Below are 18,572 nucleotides of genomic sequence, written 5' to 3'. Positions count from 1 at the left end.
AGTTGAAGGCTCATTTGTTAAGATTTAAACATTCATTCAGCTCTAGCAAACTTTCTAAAAAGCTTTGAGGTTTTATATAGATATCATCGACAATTATGAAAAAAATACCGATTTCTGTTCTTGAGTTAGCCACGGTAATAGACGGCGGAAACCACAAGATTGCTATAGATAACCTTGTAAAAGTAGCCCAACATACAGAATCCTTGGGTTACAAGAGAATATGGATGGCAGAGCATCATAACATGGAGTATATTGCCAGTTCAGCCACTTCTGTTTTGATAGGTCATGTGGCCGGAAAAACCAGTAAAATACGTGTAGGCTCTGGTGGAATAATGCTTCCAAACCACAGTCCTCTAGTTATAGCAGAACAGTTTGGCACTTTAGAAACCATGTATCCTGATAGAATAGATTTAGGTTTGGGGCGTGCTCCTGGTTCTGACCAAGAAACCGCTTGGGCTTTAAGAAGAAATAACATGAATTCTTCTCAAAATTTCCCAGAGGACATTGGACATTTACAGCGATATTTCAGCAAAGAAAACAGTACCGCAAAGGTTCGTGCTTTTCCTGGTGAAGGACTTGATGTTCCGCTTTATATTCTTGGTTCTAGTACAGACAGTGCTTATCTAGCAGCAAAACTTGGCCTTCCTTATGCTTTTGCCGCTCACTTTGCTCCTGCCCAGTTTAGACAGGCCATAGCCATTTACAGGAGTAATTTCAAACCATCTTCAGCATTGGAAAAGCCTTATGTCATGGCTTGTGTTAACGTTTTAGCCGCAGACACCGAGGAAGAGGCTACCATTCTTTTAAACAGCCTAATAAGTTTAATAATAGGCATTATTACGAACACCAGAAGACCGCTCCGACCACTAAAGGAAGTTCCGGAAGGGTATCAGATTCCAGAAATCAAAAACGCCGTGGACAATATGCTGGCCTGCACTTTTGTGGGAAACAAAGAAAGTATCAAAACCAAGGTAAGCGGATTTATAGAAGACACTGCCATTGACGAACTCATAGTCACTTCGCACATCTATGATTTGGAGGCTAAACTGAAATCATTTAGTATTTTGAAGGAGGCTTTGGAATGAGAAAGTTAAGCGTCTATTTCAATTCTTAAATAAATTGAATCAAATATGACAAACCAACTCGAAGAATACATAAAATCTTACTTTGGTGTGGTAAAAGCAGACCAACTTAAAGAAATAAGTGCATTGTTCAAACCCCTTTTCATAAAGAAAGGGGATTACTTTTTGAGAGCGGGACGTCAGTCAGATAAATTGGGCTTTGTGCAGTCTGGGCTCTTGAGAGTTTTTGTAGAAACGGAGGATAAAGAAATTACACAATGGATTTCCTCTAAAGGTCAATTTGCGGCCGACCTTTCTAGTTTAGTTTTTGAAACCCCTTCTAGGTGGAATATTCAAGCCTTGGTAGATACTGAGTGCTATGCTATCAGTAGAGATGATTATAATAGAATTGGTACACTTATCCCAGAATGGCATCACTTAGAAAAGCTATTTATTGTTCGTTGTTTTACGCTTATGGAAGATAGAATTTTTGGACACCTCTCTATGACTGCAGAAGAAAGATATAACACTTTTTTTGAGCAAAATAGAGAATTATTCCATCAGGTTCCACTCCAACACATTGCTTCTTTACTGGGTATGACGCCAGAAACCTTCAGCAGGATAAGAAGAAAACAACTCGATTGATTTCTTGATTTATGTCAATTACAGGGAGCTAATTGGTTTAGATATTTGTGTGTCAAAAGACAAATAGCTATTCGCAATTACTTATAAAAAAAAATAAAAAATGGCATTCGAAATCAAAACTGAAATTACGATAAACGCATCTCCCGAAAAAGTTTGGGGCATTCTTAGCAATTTTGAGGCATATCCTAGTTGGAATCCTTTTATTAAATCAATTAGTGGTCAGGTAGCCGTAGGTCAAAAAATCACAGTTAAAATAGCTCCCCAAAATTCCAGCGAAATGACGTTCAAACCCAAGGTTTTGACTTTTGCTAAGAATAAGGAATTGACCTGGCTAGGACACCTTCTATTTTCTGGGATATTTGATGGAACACATAAATTTGAACTTCTAGACCACGGAAACGGAACTACTACCTTTAATCAAAGTGAAATTTTCAAGGGAATATTGGTACCCCTCTTCAAATCACAATTGAACAAAAACACTAAACATGGCTTCATAGCAATGAATGAAAAGTTAAAGCAATTGGCCGAAAAGGCTTAGTTAGAATAGCCAAAAAACATCGGATTTGCTTCGAATAGTATCTTCCTACTTACTTGGCTAGTTTTTAATAATCAGAGAAAACTCAGTCAGCCTAATTATTCAGTATTTACCAATAATTAACTAAACTTTAAAAGCTCCAAAATACAGGTAATGAAAAATGATTTAAAAGAAGTACAACTTCTTCCTGCTGCTATAATCTGCCAAATGCAATCTTTCTAGCCTCATACGTGTTGTATTAAAACCTCTTAAATAAGAGCATATATTATTGACACTCTATTGATTATTAATGTCTAAACTTTCTCCTGACAATAAGTTCCTAGATTTCTCTGATTACGGTCGGTCTATGGCTAAGCTTATTGTTTCCACTGTAATCAATACCAAAGTAACGCCCATTCAGCTTACACTGGCCTTTGGTGTATCAGGTTTATTGGCTGTCTACTGTATTTTTAAAGGCTATTTCGTTTTGGCAGGAGTTTTTCTAATCTTAAAGTCAATTCTTGATGCGGCAGATGGCGAGTTGGCCAGACAAAAGAATACACCCTCTTATACAGGCAGATACTTAGATAGCATTTTTGACATTATCCTGAATTTAATGCTTTTACTAGTTATTGGTTATTTAAGCTATTCACCGCTATGGCTAACGATATTAGCTTTTTTTTGCGTTCAGCTACAGGGCACATTGTATAATTACTATTACGTCATTCTTCGAAACATCAGTGTGGATGGCGACCAAACCAGCAAAGTTTTTGAGCAAAAAGCTCCAAAGGCGTTTGAGGGCGAAAAACAAAGTACTGTCAATACAATGTTTCTAATATTTCAGGTGCTGTACAGCTTTTTTGACCGTACTATTCAAGCTCTGGATAACAACGCTCATCGCTCAAAAAACTATCCCAATTGGTTTATGAGCCTAGTATCCATCTATGGACTTGGCTCTCAGCTTTTGATTATTGCTCTATTTCTTGCCTTTGGAAAAATGACATTGATTATTCCTTTTTTCATTGGCTATACCGTATTACTTCCTTTTATGATTTTAGTGAGGAAAGGTTTGAGGTAAATTCTAAATCTTATCTGCAAAGGGCTGCTGATAGAACCTTTTACCAGTAGCCTTATAAAGGGCATTTGCCACCGCTGCAAATACTGGCGGGAAAGTAGGCTCACCCATACCGCTTGGGTCAAGTTTATTATCTACAAAATATACTTCTATATTTTGCGGAGTCTCCTGCATTCTTATCATGCGATATTGATGAAAATTACTTTTATCAGGCACTCCATCTTTAAAACTAATTTTACCAAAGAAAGCATTTCCTAAAGCATCTATAATGGCTCCTTCAGCCATGTTTTTAGCTGCATCAGGGTTAATAACTATACCACAATCTACGGCACAAAAAACATTTTTGACCTTTGGTTGTTCATCTATGATTTCTAAATCTATAACCACGGCGGCGTAGGAATTATGGCAGAAATAAGCCGATACGCCCAGGTTTTTCGTCTTTTTTGATAATTCCCAATTAGACTTTTCTTTGACCAACTCTAAAACACCGGCAAGCCTGTCTGAGTCATAATCATTTCTATCTCCCACGGGGTTTTCTTTAGCTTTTTTAAGCAATGCCAGTCTAAAGTCTATAGGGTCTTTGCCTGCCGCCTCAGCTACTTCATCTAAAAAAGATTGTTCGGCTGCGGCATGAAAATTTGACCGTGGTGCACGGAAAGACCCTGTGGTAATATTGGAAGCTATTTCCCAATCTTCTGCCAAATAATTGTCAATAGCTCCTGCCGGAAACCTGTTTTCGTATAAAGGAGATTCAGGATTTCCTCCTGTATTTACATGAAAACCAATTAAGTTATTTTCTTTATCTAAAGCAGCCCTATACTTTGCAAAATAGGTAGAACGGTAAATACCAGCGGTCATGTCATCCTCTCTGCTATATATCAATTTGATGGGTACTTTTACTTTCTGAGAAATCAAAGCGGCTTCTATGGCCCAATGAGCGTAAGAACGCCTGCCATATCCCCCACCCAAGCGTGTCATTTTAAAGTCAATTTTCTCTAAAGGCATGCCCAATCTTGCAGAAAGAGCCAGCTCCGTAAGTTCTGGTTTCTGTAAAGGTCCTATCATTTCTGCTTTTTCTTCAGTCACGTGAGCAAAGAAATTCATAGGTTCCATGCAATTATGCACTAAAAAGGGAGCTGAATAAGAGGCTTCTATAATTTTTGTTGCGTTTTTAAACGCCAATTCTGTATCTCCATCCTTTCTTTTTTCTCTGGCAGGATTAGATGCCATTTCCTCCATTTTTGCCAAGCTAACATCTGTACTTTCTAAACCAGAAGGTACGGTTACTGTAGACTTACGTCCAAAAGCGTCTCGCTTAAATAAATATGCCTCAAATGGCTCCCAGGTCACTTTTAACGCCTTTTTCGCATTCATAACCGACCAGGTATCTTCACCTACTATGGCTACTACTCCGTTAAAAGTTAGGGTATCAAAGAAGGTTCTCTCATAGTCATCATTAAAGATTTTGATATCAAAAACATCAACAATCCCTTTCATTTGTTTGACCACAGAAGCGTCAAAAGATTTGAGTTTCATCCCAAAAGCAGGAGGGTGAACTATCATGGCTATTTTCATACCCTCTTTAAAGGTGTCAATACCGAAAAGTGGCTTTCCCGTCACAATGTTTACACCTTCCACGTTTTTGACCGAGGTGCCTATAATATGGAAATCCTCAAGTTTTTTAAGACTAACATTTTCAGGCACTTCTAAGTTGGCAGCGAGCGTAGCCATTTCTCCATAAGTAGCCGTTTTATTTGATTTCTTATGGCTTAAAATACCCTTTGAGGTAGAGATTTCATTTACTGGAACAGCCCAAGTTTGAGCGGCGGCCATTTTAAGCATTTCTCTAGCTGTGGCTCCTGCTGTTCTTAGTATTTTCCATCCTTGACGAATAGCCTGCGAGCCCCCAATAAACTGACGTGTATAATGTTTGGTGTCCAAATCAGCTTGCTGTACCACCACATTTTCCCAGTTGGCATCCAATTCGTCTGCCACTATCATTGGCATAGAAGTCTTGATATTCTGCCCGCCTTCAGGATTTGGCGACATTATTTCAATTACATTATCAGGTGTAATTTTGATAAAAGCATTAAACTCTACAAACTCCTTTTGACCATCTATAACACCTTCTTTTGTTTTGGCTGAAAGCCAAGAGATATTCAAAAGTATGCCACCACCTGCTAAAACCGAAGTTTTAAGAAAAGAGCGACGATTAAGATTAGTTTTAATGCTTTTCATATCAACAATTTAAAACACAATACTCAAAATGAAAATATATTATATGTCAATAAACTTAGCTCAATGCTACTCGCCAGGCGTCATTAACTTAGAAAAAGATAACGAACCCATCTTCCACTTACCTCCTACTTTTACATACACCTCAGTCACCATAAATGGGTTACTCACTTCTTGCGTACCTACTACAGCCAAAAGTGTAATTCTATTTAACAAAATGACTGTGTTTTCAATAACAATAGGCGGAAACACTTCGTGAATATCGGCTTTTTCATAATGTATAAAACCCGATTTAATAATGTCTAACTCTCTTTCTTTGCCCCATGAACCTCCCATGTGTACAAACATAGCTTGGCTATCAAAAAGCTCCGTTAGTTTATCAACATCCTTGTCAGCCATCCATTGCCACTTATCTTTAGATAGCTTCTTTATTTCATCTTCGGTGTTCTGCGAAAAGGCCGTTTGAAGACCAATTATCGAAAGGCATATAATTAATAATGTTCTTTTCATTGTTGATTTAGGTTTTGTAAATGGAATAATTACCTGTTTATTCTTTCTTTTTATTTATTTCTGAATCTGATGTGTATCTCTCACGCTACTAAACGTTAACCCTAACATTTCCCATTCTCCGTGTTTTTTCTGATAAACCTCTGTTACCGTAAATTCGTTAGAAACGTCATTTCCTCTTACATGAGCCACCAGGGTAATTCTGTTCCATACTATTGCCGTTTTCTTTGAAACTTCAACTGCCGAATCGTGCACTATGGCCTCTTTATACCAGATGCTACCAGATTCAATAATCTCTAATTCTCTATCAGTTTTCCAAGAACCACTCATGTGTACAAATTTTGCTTTTGCATCAAACAACTCTCCTAGTTTGACCACATCCTTATTGGCCATCCACTCCCATTTATCTTTTGATAATTGAAGAACTTCTTGCTCAATTTTTGAAGGTGATTGAGCATAAGAAATTACTGAAATGCAAGAGATTAATAGAAACATTAAAGAAACGATTCTTACTTTTTTCATACTTTTTTTATTTAATAATTAAACTGCCTAAACCTTTTTTAAATTATTGAGAAGCCAATTGATACTTACTCTTAAACAAAGGTCGCTTCCTTTTAAACACTTTATCGTATATAAACTACTGTATCCTCTACCATTTTTACTGATTAAAGAAACTAGTATTTATTAAAGCTTAAATTTGATAAGGATTTAAAATAAGCAGATATGCAAAAAGTTGTCGACATTGACATTGATAAGGTTAGCAAATGGAATTCGTTTAATAACAATAAAACATTACATCCTCTAGCCACAGTAATAGATTTCTCAAAGGCTAACCTCAGAGACTGGGGAGATGCAGAATCCGTAAGATTTAATTATGGCTTATATGCTGTTTTCCTGAAAGATGTTAAATGTGGAGATTTAACATATGGGCGTCATCATTATGATTATCAAGAGGGTACGCTCGTCTTTTTTGCTCCTGGGCAGGTAGTAGAAATTGAAAACACAAAAGTTCCTTATCAACCATTAGGTTATGGTCTATTTTTTCATCCAGATTTTTTAAACGGAACGTCCCTAGGGAAAAACATTGGCGATTATAAATTTTTCAATTATCGAAGCAATGAGGCCTTACACGTTTCTGAGGATGAAAGACAAATGATTTTGGACAGTTTAGCCAAAATAGAATACGAGCTAAAACAAACTGTAGATAAGCATAGTAAAAAGCTCATAGCCGCAAATATTGAATTATTTTTAAACTACTGTGAGCGATTTTATGACCGACAATTTATAACTCGCGAAAACGTAAACAATGGAATAATGGCGAACTTTGAGGAAATGTTAAACGCATATTTCAAGTCAGGAAAACCCAAAAACATAGGCCTGCCATCTGTAGCATTTTTTGCAAATGAATTAAACATGTCTGCCAATTACTTTGGTGATTTAATAAAGAAAGAAACAGGGAAATCCGCCAAAGAGTATATTTTAAATAAGACCATACAAGTGGCTAAGAGTAAAGTGTTTGAGACTAACAAAACGGTAAGCGAAATAGCTCACGAACTAGGTTTCAAATACCCACAACATTTTACCAGAGTGTTTAAGCAGCGTGTCGGGAAAACACCTAATGAGTTTAGGAGCTTAAACTAGGAGAACCTCATTGTTCCTAGCAGGGGCATGAGCAGAGCCCTAATTAATTATCTTTTTTTAAATTGTAATAAGATTTGACTTAATAGGTTTTATAAAATAAACAGACAACCATGGCGAAATTTAGTTTAAATATTAATGGAAAAACAAAGAAAGTAGACCTTGACCCGGCTACTCCTATGCTTTGGGTACTGAGAGACCATCTCAATATGCCTGGCACCAAGTTCGGTTGCGGTATAGCACAATGCGGGGCTTGTACTGTTCATTTTGACGGAACGGCTGTTAGGTCTTGTCAATTGCCAGTTTCGGCGGTTGGTAAAGCAGAAATCACGACTATAGAAGGCTTATCTGAAGATGCATCTCACCCTGTGCAAGAAGCTTGGATAGAACATGACGTGGCTCAATGTGGCTACTGTCAATCTGGTCAAATAATGTCTGCGGCTGCTTTATTAAGAAGCAATCCGAACCCAAGTGATGACGATATTGATAATAGCATGAGTGGTAATATTTGCCGCTGTGGCACGTATTTGAGAATTAAAGAAGCCATTAAAACTGCATCAAAAGCCAAATAAAGATGAAAAATAACAAACAAAACAGACGCTCATTTTTAAAGTCATCTGCCCTAGCTGGAGGTGGATTGATGTTAAGTTTCAATTGGTTTTCTGAAGCTAAAGCCACAGAAGCATTGGCAGAATTAAACCTTCCTAAAGAATGGTCTGAACTTACTGGCTATATTAAAATAGGAGCTGATAATAGCATAAAAATATTCTGTCCAAACCCTGAATTTGGGCAAAACGTAATGACTTCTTTGCCCATGATGGTAGCGGAAGAACTAGACGTGGCTTGGGAAGATGTAGAGGTAGAAATGGGACCTCATGACAATGTCAAATTAGGCCCCCAGTTTACAGGAGGAAGTAATTCTATAAGAATGTACTGGCAACCGTTAAGAGCTGCAGGAGCATCAGCCAGACAAATGCTTTTGGAAGCCGCAGCCCAAACTTGGAATGTACCTACAGACCAAATCAAGGTCAAAGAGGGGGTTTTATCGCATTCAAATGGAAAATCGGCTAAATACGGAGAATTTGCAAGCAAAGCAGCTACACTACCTGTACCGAAAGATGCTAAAACCAAAAAGGTTAAAGACTTCAATATAGTCAGCAAATCAAAGAAAAATGTAGAAGGAACAAAAGTGGTGACAGGTAAGCCACTTTTCGGAATGGATTATAGGGTTGAAGGAATGTTGACAGCTATGATTCAGCATCCTCCTGCTTTTGGTATGAAATTAAAATCTTTTGACGCAAGTCAAACCCTAAAAATGCCAGGCATTAAAGATGTTTTTAGTTTCAAATTATATGATGATGATTTTGTACAGGGAGGTTTTGACACCCGTACTTTCAATGAGCTAATTGCCATAGTAGGTAACTCTACTTGGGAAGTGATGAATGCCCGAAAAGCCTTAAAAGTACAATGGGAGGCGGCTGGTGAAATAAAAGAAACCATAAATGGCAGAGGTGGACAAAGAGAAGTTACTATACCAGCAAGACTTGAGTCTACAAGCAAACAGCACGATCTGATGGCCGAATATGCCAATAAACCAGCTAGAGAACTAAGAAAAGATGGCGACCCCGAAACGGCCTTTAAAAAGGCCGCTCAGGTTTTAGAACGCACCTATAGTGCACCGTTTTTGGCACATAACTGCATGGAGCCCATGAACTTCTTTGCTCATGTAGAAGCCGACAAAGCTTTAGTGGCCGGTCCTATTCAAGCACCTGCGTGGATGGAACCTACTTTATCTAAGCTTTTGAAACTACCCCCTGAGAAAATTGAGATTCAGATGACCAGAATGGGTGGTGGTTTTGGCCGAAGGGCTTACGCCCAATATGCTTATGAAGCAGCACTAATTTCTCAAAAAGTTAAGTCTCCTGTCAAATTGATTTACTCTAGAGAAGATGATATGACCTACGGCATTTACCGCCCTATGTACACGGCTACTTATCGTGCGGCTTTAGATGCCAATAAGAATTTAATAGGCTTTCATGTAAAAGGTGGCGGAATTCCAGAAAGTCCTATTCATGCAAATAGATTCCCGGCTGGTGCAGTAGATAACTATTTGGCTGAGTCATGGGAAATACCTTCTAATGTCACCATTGGAGCCTTTAGAGCCCCACGTTCTAATTTCAATGCAGCAGCAGAGCAATCCTTTTTAGACGAATTAGCTGAACTTATGGGCAAAGACCCCATAGCAATGCGATTAGAAATGCTAAAACGTGCCAAAGAAAATCCTGTAGGTGAGAATAACGATTATGATGCAGAAAGGTATGCTGGGGTACTAGAACTAGTTAAAGAAAAATCTAACTGGACTACCGCCAAAGACGGAAAATATAGCCGTGGAGTGGCTGCCTATTTCTGTCATAACTCATACGCCGCTCATGTGGTAGACATGGTTTCAAAAGACGGCCAACCTTATGTAGAACAAGTATTTTCTGCTGTAGACTGCGGCGTGGTTATTAATCCTGACGCAGCCACAAATATGGTACAGGGTGCCGTGGTTGATGGAATTGGTCAATCATTTTATGGTGCATTAACGCATAATAATGGCGTGCCAGAGCAAAGTAATTTTGACACCTATCGTATGATTCGTCATAATGAAGCTCCAAAGAAAATTGAAGTACACTTTGTTCAAAACGAGATTGACCCTACGGGTTTAGGTGAACCGCCTTTCCCTCCGGTATTTGGTGCAGTAGCTAATGCTCTTTATAAAAACACAGGAAAAAGACATTATAATCAGCCTTTCCTAAGTGAAATGGAGAATATCTAAAAGCTTATACTTTAATGTCAAAGAGGCTGTCTCGAATTTTTGAGACAGCCTCTTTTTTGTACTAATTCCAACAAGAACTAAAAATACGGCCCCTCTTCCGCATGAATTTGCAGGGTAGGTTTATATTTCTGTAAAGCTATGATTACGTCTTTGGTGGTTTCCGTGCTGTAGGTGTAAACCTCTTTTAAAGCAGGAAACTTCACTAAGTCTAAGAGTGCTTTGTCGTCCACTTTAGTGAAAGACACGTTTAAAACTTTGAGGTTTTCTAACTGACTTAAATGAATAAATCCGCTACCCTTTAGCTTTGTTTTTTGGAGGTAAAGCTCTTTCAAATTGCTCATTTGAGCTATGATGTACAAATCTGCGTCATCTATCTGAGACGACACTAAAGAAACCTTGGTAAATACATCTAAATAAGGCTTTAACTGAGCCAACTTTTCACCATCAAAAGGTGCTGGCGGAAAAGTATTAGAAAGTGTATACATTTCACCTTCTGCCTCCTCATCTCTTTTAATCACCACTTCCATATCGGTGGCCAAATATTCCAATTCTGCTGCTAGTTTTTCTGCATTCAGTTTCGATTTATGCACATTAAAACGGTACCTTTTTAGTGCTGGCTCTAACTGATTTACCAGCAATTGCATCTCTACTTTGGTACTATCCGCTGTAGTACTATCTGCCAAACCTTGCTTCATTTTAGCTCCATTGGCTATCCAATATTTCAAAATGGCAATTTCCTTTTCGTCTAATGGTGTTTTACCTGCGGGGGGCATACGGTCCGGCACAGTGTCTGGCATTATCACTCTAAGGTAAAGCTCACTTTCATCTGGCAGGTAATGCTTTAGACCTACTTTCCCACTCTTGCCTTCTTTAAACAAATCTTCAAAAGAACTGACAGAAAAGTTTCCCTTAGCCCGTAAAGTAGAGTGACAGCCTACGCATTTTGCCTCTAAAATAGGTTGTACTATATCTTCGTAGAGGTATTGATTGGAGTCTACTTTTGATTCCATTTCTACCTCTGAACCTATCAAAGGCAAATACTCCGTTAAAAAGTTTTGTCCGTGTGTCAGGTTTCCACCCTGATGGCCCGTATATAGAGCCGCACCGTTCGCTAAAACTATTATAAATACATAAAGCAAGCTATACCTTCTTAGTTTCCATTTTAAACAGAATAAGGCGAAACTCATAAATACCAAAAAACCAGTAACCAGAGCACCATTAAAATGCTGGTCTAACAAATAACCAGAATACTCACCTGATGCAAACAAAAAATAACCCGAAATTATTGAGGCAAATGTAGAGGCCAATAAAAGAAGGTAGACAAAAAACAAAACCCTTTCAGGAACATAGCTGATACCAAAAAGTTTTAAGATTTCTGCCACTCCGATAAGGAAAATTAAGGTAACCGGAAAATGCAAAATAATAGGATGAAGCCTACCCAAAGATAACCAAACAGGCCCTACGTCTGTAGGTACATAAACCTTAAAAATCGAAAATGAAATCCCAAAAAGAACTATGGCTACAATTACCCACCATTTGGTAAAAAAGCCCTCTAAATTTCTATAAATTTTTCTTCTCATTAAGCTACTAAAGGGCTTAAAGTATTAGTACTATCACCAAACTGCTTCATATCATAATTTTGACTTTGAAGCATAGTCAAATATAAGTTTGCCAACGGTGTTTCCTCTTTAAAATTTAGGTTTTGACCTTGTTTTAGCTTTCCACCGCCATGACCTCCAATAATGATAGGTAAGTCACGTGGAGAGTGCCTGTTCCCGTCTCTTAAATCAGAGGCAAATACAGCCATAGAGTTATCTAGAAGCGTACTGTCGCCTTCTTTAATATCTTTTAGTCTTTGTAAAAAATAGGCGTATTGCTCTACATGCCAAACCGATATTCTAAGGTATTGTTCCATTAGCTCCTCTTTATTCATATGATGTGAAAAAGAGTGATGATTTCCTTTCACACCTTCCAGAAAAGAGAAGCTCCTATTACTAACAGAATTACCAAACATAAAGGTAGAAACGCGACTAGCATCGCTCCAAAAGGCCAAAACCATGATATCAAGCATCAATCGTGTTTTCTCGGTAATGTCTACTCCAGCATACATTTCTTGATATTCTTCAATGTTTTGATTAACTCTCGTTAATTCCTTTTTAATATCCGCGGTAATTTTTGAACCAAATTTCTCGCGTTGGTCTTCACTCAAAATTCGTTTTTCTACACTTCTTATAGACTCTAAATACTCTGATAATTTATCTTGGTCTGAGCGGCCTAAATTTCTTTTGAGAGAATTAGCATCTTCCAAGACCGTGTCTAGAATGCTCTTTTTCCATGGGTCGTCTTTCGTATTCGCTCCAGGCACAAAAGACTTAAACAACCTATCAAAAGCTAGTTTTGGGTCAATTTCTTTGGTCATTGGCTGCTGTGCATTTTTCCATGAAATACTAGAGCCATAAAGCCTTGTGAAACCAACATTAATATCTACTCCCGTTGTAATTCTATCTAAGCCATATTCTAAAGAAGGAAATAGCGTCTCCGAACCATGTTTTTTAGCCATAATCTGGTCAATGGAAACGCCTCCACTGAAAATGTTATCGCCAATGGTTTGACGAATTTGACCGCAAGTTAGAAGACTAGCAGACTTAGCATAATGCCCATCAGCACCCTTAAAAATAGAATGCTTATTCATTAAGTTTTTCAGAATAGAAACATCCCCTTTAAGCTTTGCCAAAGGCATCAATTGACGTGTCAATTCAAAGTTCCTTCCATACGCAGTAGGATTCCAATGGTCTGGATGCACGCCATTAGGCATATAGAAAAAAGCAGTACGCACGGGTGATTTTCCCGCTATTGCAGCATTAAAAGGCTTTCCCATTGCCTCTAAAACAGGTAAAGCTATGGTGGCTCCTATTCCCTGGAGCATCCTTCTTCTAGATATTTGCCAACTTTTTGCCATTGTTAATACTTTTTATATTTGACTTCTTTTAAACAGTGGATTTCATAAGCTTTACTCTTCTAGACAAAAGATATTAGACTAAAGACCTGAACATCTGGCATCCAACATCATATACTTTTCTTCTCAAAATCATTCTGTTTCATCAAGAATGGATAACTATTTACCAGCTCTATCAAAAATGGCTCAGGGTTAAAATTATTCTTTAATAGTGTGTTTTCTAATTTCACTAAAGCGGGTTCGTCCGTAAATAGGATAGTTCTACCCAAAGCGTACGACAAAATTCGTTTAGAAAAATTACGAGCAATCTTCTTCTCTTCTTTTAGTAATATTTTCTTCAATTCTGCTGGCCCGTCAAACTCCTGCCCGTCTGCAGTTACTCCTGAGGCGTCAATCTTCACCTTTTCATAAGACGTTCTCCATTGCCCGGTGGGGTCATAGTTTTCTAAACCTAAACCTAATGGGTCCATTTTTTCGTGACATGATTGACACTCTGGATCTGCCCTATGCATTTCTAAAATTTTTCTTAAACCAAGAGCTTCATGAATGTTTTTATCTTCCGTCAAGGCCGACACTTCCGGCGGTGGTGGTGGTGGTGATATGCCCAATATCTGTTCCATAACCCATTTTCCTCTTAGCACAGGACTTGTTCTGGTAGATATAGATGTGGTGGCCAGCACACCGGCCATTCCTAAAACACCACCTCTTCTATTATCGGCAAACTCAACTTTTAAGAAATCATCATTTTCAACGCCTTCAATTCCATAAAAACTTGCTAAGGATTTATTCAGCATGGAATAATCACTATTCACCAAATCAAGCAAATTCTTACTTTTGGTAAGCACATGGTGGAAAAATGAGGCCGCTTCTTGGTATAAATCCTTCCTTAAATCTTGATCAAATTCTGGAAACATTTCTTCATCTACCATGGGCTCTGTGTCCAGAAGTTTGGTAATACCGAGCCACTGTACCGTAAAGTTCTCCGCAAAACGTTTTGACTTTGGGTCTGCTAGCATTCGTTTGACTTGCCCTGCTAAAACCGTAGAATCTTGCAACTTACCAGCGTAAGCTAAATCAAACAACTCTTGGTCAGGGCTGCTACACCATAAGAAATAAGATAAACGGGAGGCCACTTCAAAATGACTTAAAGGATAAGCTCCTTCTTTTTGTGGCTCTTCCTCCACTTTATAAAGAAAATTCGGAGAAACCATTACAGCCTTTAAAACCTGAGCCATGCTTTCATTAAATCGTAAAGGATTTTGAACATCTTTTTTAGAATCATAGACCGAGGTAAATAGGTTCATCAGCTTGATTTTCTCCTCTGGCTTCAAAAACCTTCTATATGCTTTAGTAGCAATATTATCAATCACCTTTTCTGCAGCTAAATCAGCATCATTCAAATAGTCATATTTATCAGAAAAAAGTGTTCTTAGCCAGTTTTTAAAACCTTCCCAGCCACCTGCTTTAAAAGCAAAAGGCACCACAGTACTCCATTTATCATTATCTGCTAATACTTCGTCTACTATCTGGCTACCAGCATCATAGTATCTTTCAAGCTTTAGCGGAGTAAAAAACAAAGCACGGCCTTGATTATCAAAACCTCCCCCGCCCGAACCATCAGAAGGAAAATAGCCTGCGGCATCAAAGTTGACGTCAAATAAATCTAAAACCGTATATTGGTATTCTGCATGTGAAAGCCTACGAATTACTATTTTACCAGGAGTTTTATCTTTTAAAGAAGACTGCAAAATGGCATCAATTCCTGTTACCAATTTATGATAAACCTCTTCAGATAGTGGTTTCTCGGTTTTGGGCGGCATAGACCTATCCTTGATAACTCCCAAAACCTCCAGCCAAAAAGAACCACGTTGAATTACACGTGCTTGTTCTTTATAATTATCAATATTGATTCCACCTTTTGCAGTGTTTGTATTGTGGCACTTTATGCACTCACCTTGCAATAGCGGTCTGATGTCCTTTTCATAAGTAATGACAGGAGGCTCTTCTGCATATGCCAGGTTCACAAAGCACAGTACTGTGAATATGAAAATTTTAGTTTGCAATAAATTGAATTGATAGGTTGAATAGGATTAAAGTAACATATTCTTTCAATTCTAAAAAAGAAAGCCCTCAATAGAATCGATATGAGGCGAAGTTTTGATGACCTAAAACCCAGAAATATTAATATTCGCCATACTTAGGCACTTATTTTCGTCAAATAAAATATTGAAATCATCTAAAAAAAAACTGAGTTTTCGAAAGGAAAATCGCCGATAGTTTAAATTCCAATAGGCTTCACTTCAATTAGTACAAATAAGAAAAATGTTAACAACTAATAACATTTTGTTTCAAAAGCGTTAACATCAAAACTCTTTTTATCTCTTGATTTTTATGGTTTAAATAAACCAAAAACTTAAGACATGAAATCAAAACTACTCCTACTTATTCTTATTAGCTCGCTCAGCAGTACTGCTCAAGTCATTATTCAGTCCCATGTCAAAATGCCTCTTGATAGTTTAGAAAAAGGTCTTTTTCACAATTCGCTAAACGAATTCTTGTTTGCGGCAGACAAAGGTGATAAAGAGAATAAAACCATCCTTAAAGATGAAAAGCTGGCTACCCTCCTACTTTTGGATGAAATAAAAGGTATAACAGATGCCAACACATTTAAACCTTACCTATTAAGTATGCTTGAACTAGACAGTCAATCATACCTTATTCAATTGGTATATTCACAAATCAGGAATGATGAAAGCTATCAAAAAGCTCAGTTGACTTTAATTGCTCATAAAGAAGCAGACTCCTTTAAATTCTCTACTCCTTTAAGAAGAAACACCACTTACTGGAAGTCTAAAATAATGCAGAATACGACCTTCTATTACCTAGGCAATTTGAATCTAGAAAATGTCACAAGCTTTGTAGAGAAAACTACCGAAATTGATACCAAACTTAAACTTCCTGAAAAGAGCACTTCAATTTACCTTACGGAAAACTTAAGCGATGTTTTTAATCTTATTGGTATAAATTACCTAGCTCCCTATAATGGGAGACGCTTTGCCTCTACTATGGCTTCTTTAAATAATAGTGCTATTGCTATTCATGGGAACGGAAACCCAGGCTTTGAAACGTTTGACACACATGACCTATGGCATGAACGCTTAGGTTTGGCTGTGAACCGAAGAAAAACGAATAGACCCGTAGACGAAGGCTGTGCCTACTTATATGGTGGCAGCTGGGGCTACACTTGGGAAGAAATTTTAACCAAATTTATAACGACTTATGCCGACAGGAAAGACATTGACTGGAAGTATTATAAAGAGCACCAAGAGAATTTTGGAGAAAACCAAGAGAAGCACTTAATGGTTGATTACGTGGCGAATGCTTTAATTATAGAGAAACTGGAAAAGGAAATAGGGTTTTCAGCTGTACTAGAATTCCTGAACAGTGGTCCCTATGAAAAAGGGAATGCCAATTACTATAAAACCTTGGAAAAACTAACAGGAGTGAGTGAAGAGGACTATTCTGATATGGTCTGGGATTTAATTAATTCTTCAAAAGAATAATGGATTTGATAAGGCATTCTAAGTCATAAATTCTATTTTTAAATAAATTTAATAATTCAAGGTCATTTCAAGCTTTAAAGCCATGTTTTGAGCTTTTGACTTTGCGTATTTAAAAATTCAACCCAATCTATATAATATATGAGTAATATCAACAGAAGAAACTTCATAAAAAAGACCTCTCTTACAGCAGCCGGAATAACTGCCGCCGCTCTAGTAGCACAAAATGCAGAAGCCCATTCTGCTAGAACAGCAGCAGCTACTTATATGGGAGATTTTGCGGCCCCTAAATTACCTACCATAAAAGCAGCATTTATAGGTGTAGGTGCTAGAGGTCCAGGACATATGAAATTCTTTGCAGATTTGGAAGGTACAGAGGTCGTAGCCATTTCTGATTTATATGAAGATAATGCCACTAAGTGGGCGGCAAAGGCCAAAGAAATAGGAAAAGGACAAAGACATAAGAATGTAAAAGTCTACTATGGTGCGGAAGACAAATGGAAGCAAATGCTGAAAGATGTTAAACCTGATGTGGTATTTATAGCCACCAACTGGTCAAACCATGCACCTATGGCTATAGAAGCGATGAAACAAGGTGCCCACGCTTTTATAGAAGTTCCTATAGCTCTTACTACACAAGAAATGTGGGAGATAGTGGACACATCAGAAGCTACTCAAAAGCACTGTATGATGATGGAAAACGTTAACTACGACCGCGACGAGCTAATGTACTTAAACATGTGCCGCCAAGGTGTGGTAGGAGAGCTACTTCATGCAGAAGCAGCTTACATACATGAATTAAGATTCCAGATGAAAGAAGAAGAACGCGGCACCGGCTCATGGCGTACACCGCATTATGCCAACCGTAACGGTAACCTATATCCTACACATGGTTTAGGACCCGTGGCTCAGTATATGAATATAGGCCGTACAGATGACACCTTTAAAAGTTTAGTTTCTTTTTCTACGCCATCATTAGGTAGAAAACTATACGCCGAAAAAAACTATGGCTCTGACCATAAATGGAATAAATTAAACTACAAAGGAGGAGATTTAAATACCTCTATCATAAAAACCAATATGGGTAGAACCGTAATGGTGCAGTGGGACGAAACTAGCCCACGCCCTTATTCTAGATTAAATCTAGTACAGGGCACCAAAGGTACACTAGCTGGTTTTCCTACACGTGTGGCCTTAGAAGGAGGTTTTGAAGGAGCTACAGAAAGCCATCACCAATGGATTGAAGGTGAAAAGCTTCAATTACTCTATGATAAATATGACCATCCTTTATACAAAAGGCTAAATCAGAAAACCAAAGACAGTGGACATGGAGGCATGGACGGTATGATGATGTATCGTATAGTAGAATGTCTTCAAAACGGACAGCCTTTAGACCAAAACGTTTATGAAGGTTGCCTATGGAGTGCAGTTTCACCACTTAGCGAACGCTCTGTGGCTACAGATGGAGCACCCCAGCCTTTCCCAGACTTTACTAGAGGTAACTGGAAAAGCACCAAACCATTAAGTATTATTAGTTAAATCAATTAAACATTCTATCGACCA

General features: G+C 38.0%; 15 protein-coding genes. 9 read left to right on the top strand and 6 right to left on the bottom strand.

Annotated elements, in window-relative coordinates; genetic code table 11:
• The first annotated feature begins 95 nt into the window (after positions 1–95).
• The 4 genes from AADJ06_RS03170 (at position 96) to AADJ06_RS03155 (ending at position 3,298) form a co-directional block, all read left to right on the top strand.
• A complete protein-coding gene (locus AADJ06_RS03170) occupies positions 96–1,085 on the top strand; it encodes an LLM class flavin-dependent oxidoreductase (protein ID WP_341224950.1) in 990 nt (329 codons plus the stop codon).
• Positions 1,086–1,130: 45 nt separating this feature from the next.
• The gene (locus tag AADJ06_RS03165; protein ID WP_341224949.1) at positions 1,131–1,706 is read left to right on the top strand and encodes a Crp/Fnr family transcriptional regulator; all 576 of its coding nucleotides are present in this window, start codon (positions 1,131–1,133) and stop codon (positions 1,704–1,706) included.
• 100 nt (positions 1,707–1,806) lie between these two features.
• On the top strand, positions 1,807–2,244 hold the full coding sequence (locus AADJ06_RS03160; protein ID WP_341224948.1) for an SRPBCC domain-containing protein: 438 nt from the start codon (positions 1,807–1,809) through the stop codon (positions 2,242–2,244).
• A 286-nt stretch (positions 2,245–2,530) separates the two neighbouring features.
• A complete protein-coding gene (locus tag AADJ06_RS03155; protein WP_341224947.1) occupies positions 2,531–3,298 on the top strand; it encodes a CDP-alcohol phosphatidyltransferase family protein in 768 nt (255 codons plus the stop codon).
• Between the two features lie 3 nt (positions 3,299–3,301).
• Here the strand turns inward: AADJ06_RS03155 and AADJ06_RS03150 are convergent, their stop codons facing one another.
• The 3 genes from AADJ06_RS03150 to AADJ06_RS03140 form a co-directional block, all read right to left on the bottom strand.
• A complete protein-coding gene (locus AADJ06_RS03150) occupies positions 3,302–5,533 on the bottom strand; it encodes a molybdopterin cofactor-binding domain-containing protein (protein WP_341224946.1) in 2,232 nt (743 codons plus the stop codon).
• A gap of 66 nt (positions 5,534–5,599) precedes the next feature.
• Positions 5,600–6,040 (bottom strand): nuclear transport factor 2 family protein, encoded by a 441-nt coding sequence (locus AADJ06_RS03145; protein WP_341224945.1) that lies wholly within the window; start codon positions 6,038–6,040, stop codon positions 5,600–5,602.
• Between the two features lie 54 nt (positions 6,041–6,094).
• Complete coding sequence (locus AADJ06_RS03140) at positions 6,095–6,559, bottom strand: nuclear transport factor 2 family protein (RefSeq protein ID WP_341224944.1); 465 nt, start codon at positions 6,557–6,559, stop codon at positions 6,095–6,097.
• A 201-nt stretch (positions 6,560–6,760) separates the two neighbouring features.
• Here AADJ06_RS03140 and AADJ06_RS03135 point away from each other — a divergent pair, with 201 nt between their 5' ends.
• From AADJ06_RS03135 to AADJ06_RS03125, 3 genes are all read left to right on the top strand, one after another.
• The gene (locus AADJ06_RS03135) at positions 6,761–7,678 is read left to right on the top strand and encodes a helix-turn-helix transcriptional regulator (RefSeq protein ID WP_341224943.1); all 918 of its coding nucleotides are present in this window, start codon (positions 6,761–6,763) and stop codon (positions 7,676–7,678) included.
• Between the two features lie 110 nt (positions 7,679–7,788).
• Positions 7,789–8,247, top strand: a complete 459-nt coding sequence (locus AADJ06_RS03130) for a (2Fe-2S)-binding protein (RefSeq protein ID WP_341224942.1) — start codon at positions 7,789–7,791, stop codon at positions 8,245–8,247.
• 2 nt (positions 8,248–8,249) lie between these two features.
• On the top strand, positions 8,250–10,493 hold the full coding sequence (locus tag AADJ06_RS03125) for a molybdopterin cofactor-binding domain-containing protein (protein ID WP_341224941.1): 2,244 nt from the start codon (positions 8,250–8,252) through the stop codon (positions 10,491–10,493).
• Positions 10,494–10,570: 77 nt separating this feature from the next.
• On the opposite strand, the gene AADJ06_RS03120 is transcribed toward AADJ06_RS03125, so the two are convergent.
• From AADJ06_RS03120 to AADJ06_RS03110, 3 genes are all read right to left on the bottom strand, one after another.
• Positions 10,571–12,073: a c-type cytochrome domain-containing protein gene (locus AADJ06_RS03120; protein ID WP_341224940.1), complete on the bottom strand. Its 1,503-nt coding sequence runs from the start codon at positions 12,071–12,073 to the stop codon at positions 10,571–10,573.
• Positions 12,073–13,452 carry a DUF1552 domain-containing protein gene (locus AADJ06_RS03115; protein ID WP_341224939.1) on the bottom strand — a complete coding sequence of 460 codons (1,380 nt, stop codon included), beginning with the start codon at positions 13,450–13,452 and terminating at the stop codon, positions 12,073–12,075. Before AADJ06_RS03115 ends, AADJ06_RS03120 begins: the two co-directional genes overlap by 1 nt.
• A gap of 107 nt (positions 13,453–13,559) precedes the next feature.
• Complete coding sequence (locus AADJ06_RS03110) at positions 13,560–15,512, bottom strand: DUF1592 domain-containing protein (protein ID WP_341224938.1); 1,953 nt, start codon at positions 15,510–15,512, stop codon at positions 13,560–13,562.
• Positions 15,513–15,869: 357 nt separating this feature from the next.
• Between AADJ06_RS03110 and AADJ06_RS03105 the strand changes: the two genes are divergently transcribed.
• Together AADJ06_RS03105 and AADJ06_RS03100 are read left to right on the top strand one after the other, a co-directional pair.
• Positions 15,870–17,012: a hypothetical protein gene (locus AADJ06_RS03105; protein WP_341224937.1), complete on the top strand. Its 1,143-nt coding sequence runs from the start codon at positions 15,870–15,872 to the stop codon at positions 17,010–17,012.
• Between the two features lie 138 nt (positions 17,013–17,150).
• Positions 17,151–18,548 carry a Gfo/Idh/MocA family oxidoreductase gene (locus tag AADJ06_RS03100; RefSeq protein WP_341224936.1) on the top strand — a complete coding sequence of 466 codons (1,398 nt, stop codon included), beginning with the start codon at positions 17,151–17,153 and terminating at the stop codon, positions 18,546–18,548.
• Positions 18,549–18,572: the final 24 nt, after the last annotated feature.

The organism is uncultured Arcticibacterium sp. (assembly GCF_964021845.1).
Classification (GTDB): Bacteria; Bacteroidota; Bacteroidia; order Cytophagales; family Spirosomataceae; genus Arcticibacterium.
Note: the sequence above shows the minus strand (reverse complement) of the source record. Positions and strands in the feature narration are given on the sequence as shown.

What these genes read in the sequence shown, in the direction of transcription:
- AADJ06_RS03125 (WP_341224941.1), top strand. Translation starts at nt 8,250, where the DNA reads ATGAAAAATAACAAACAAAACAGACGCTCATTTTTAAAGTCATCTGCC.
- AADJ06_RS03150 (WP_341224946.1), bottom strand. Translation starts at nt 5,533, where the DNA reads ATGAAAAGCATTAAAACTAATCTTAATCGTCGCTCTTTTCTTAAAACT.
- AADJ06_RS03160 (WP_341224948.1), top strand. Translation starts at nt 1,807, where the DNA reads ATGGCATTCGAAATCAAAACTGAAATTACGATAAACGCATCTCCCGAA.
- AADJ06_RS03120 (WP_341224940.1), bottom strand. Translation starts at nt 12,073, where the DNA reads ATGAGAAGAAAAATTTATAGAAATTTAGAGGGCTTTTTTACCAAATGG.
- AADJ06_RS03155 (WP_341224947.1), top strand. Translation starts at nt 2,531, where the DNA reads ATGTCTAAACTTTCTCCTGACAATAAGTTCCTAGATTTCTCTGATTAC.
- AADJ06_RS03100 (WP_341224936.1), top strand. Translation starts at nt 17,151, where the DNA reads ATGAGTAATATCAACAGAAGAAACTTCATAAAAAAGACCTCTCTTACA.
- AADJ06_RS03115 (WP_341224939.1), bottom strand. Translation starts at nt 13,452, where the DNA reads ATGGCAAAAAGTTGGCAAATATCTAGAAGAAGGATGCTCCAGGGAATA.
- AADJ06_RS03130 (WP_341224942.1), top strand. Translation starts at nt 7,789, where the DNA reads ATGGCGAAATTTAGTTTAAATATTAATGGAAAAACAAAGAAAGTAGAC.
- AADJ06_RS03105 (WP_341224937.1), top strand. Translation starts at nt 15,870, where the DNA reads ATGAAATCAAAACTACTCCTACTTATTCTTATTAGCTCGCTCAGCAGT.
- AADJ06_RS03165 (WP_341224949.1), top strand. Translation starts at nt 1,131, where the DNA reads ATGACAAACCAACTCGAAGAATACATAAAATCTTACTTTGGTGTGGTA.
- AADJ06_RS03145 (WP_341224945.1), bottom strand. Translation starts at nt 6,040, where the DNA reads ATGAAAAGAACATTATTAATTATATGCCTTTCGATAATTGGTCTTCAA.
- AADJ06_RS03170 (WP_341224950.1), top strand. Translation starts at nt 96, where the DNA reads ATGAAAAAAATACCGATTTCTGTTCTTGAGTTAGCCACGGTAATAGAC.
- AADJ06_RS03140 (WP_341224944.1), bottom strand. Translation starts at nt 6,559, where the DNA reads ATGAAAAAAGTAAGAATCGTTTCTTTAATGTTTCTATTAATCTCTTGC.
- AADJ06_RS03135 (WP_341224943.1), top strand. Translation starts at nt 6,761, where the DNA reads ATGCAAAAAGTTGTCGACATTGACATTGATAAGGTTAGCAAATGGAAT.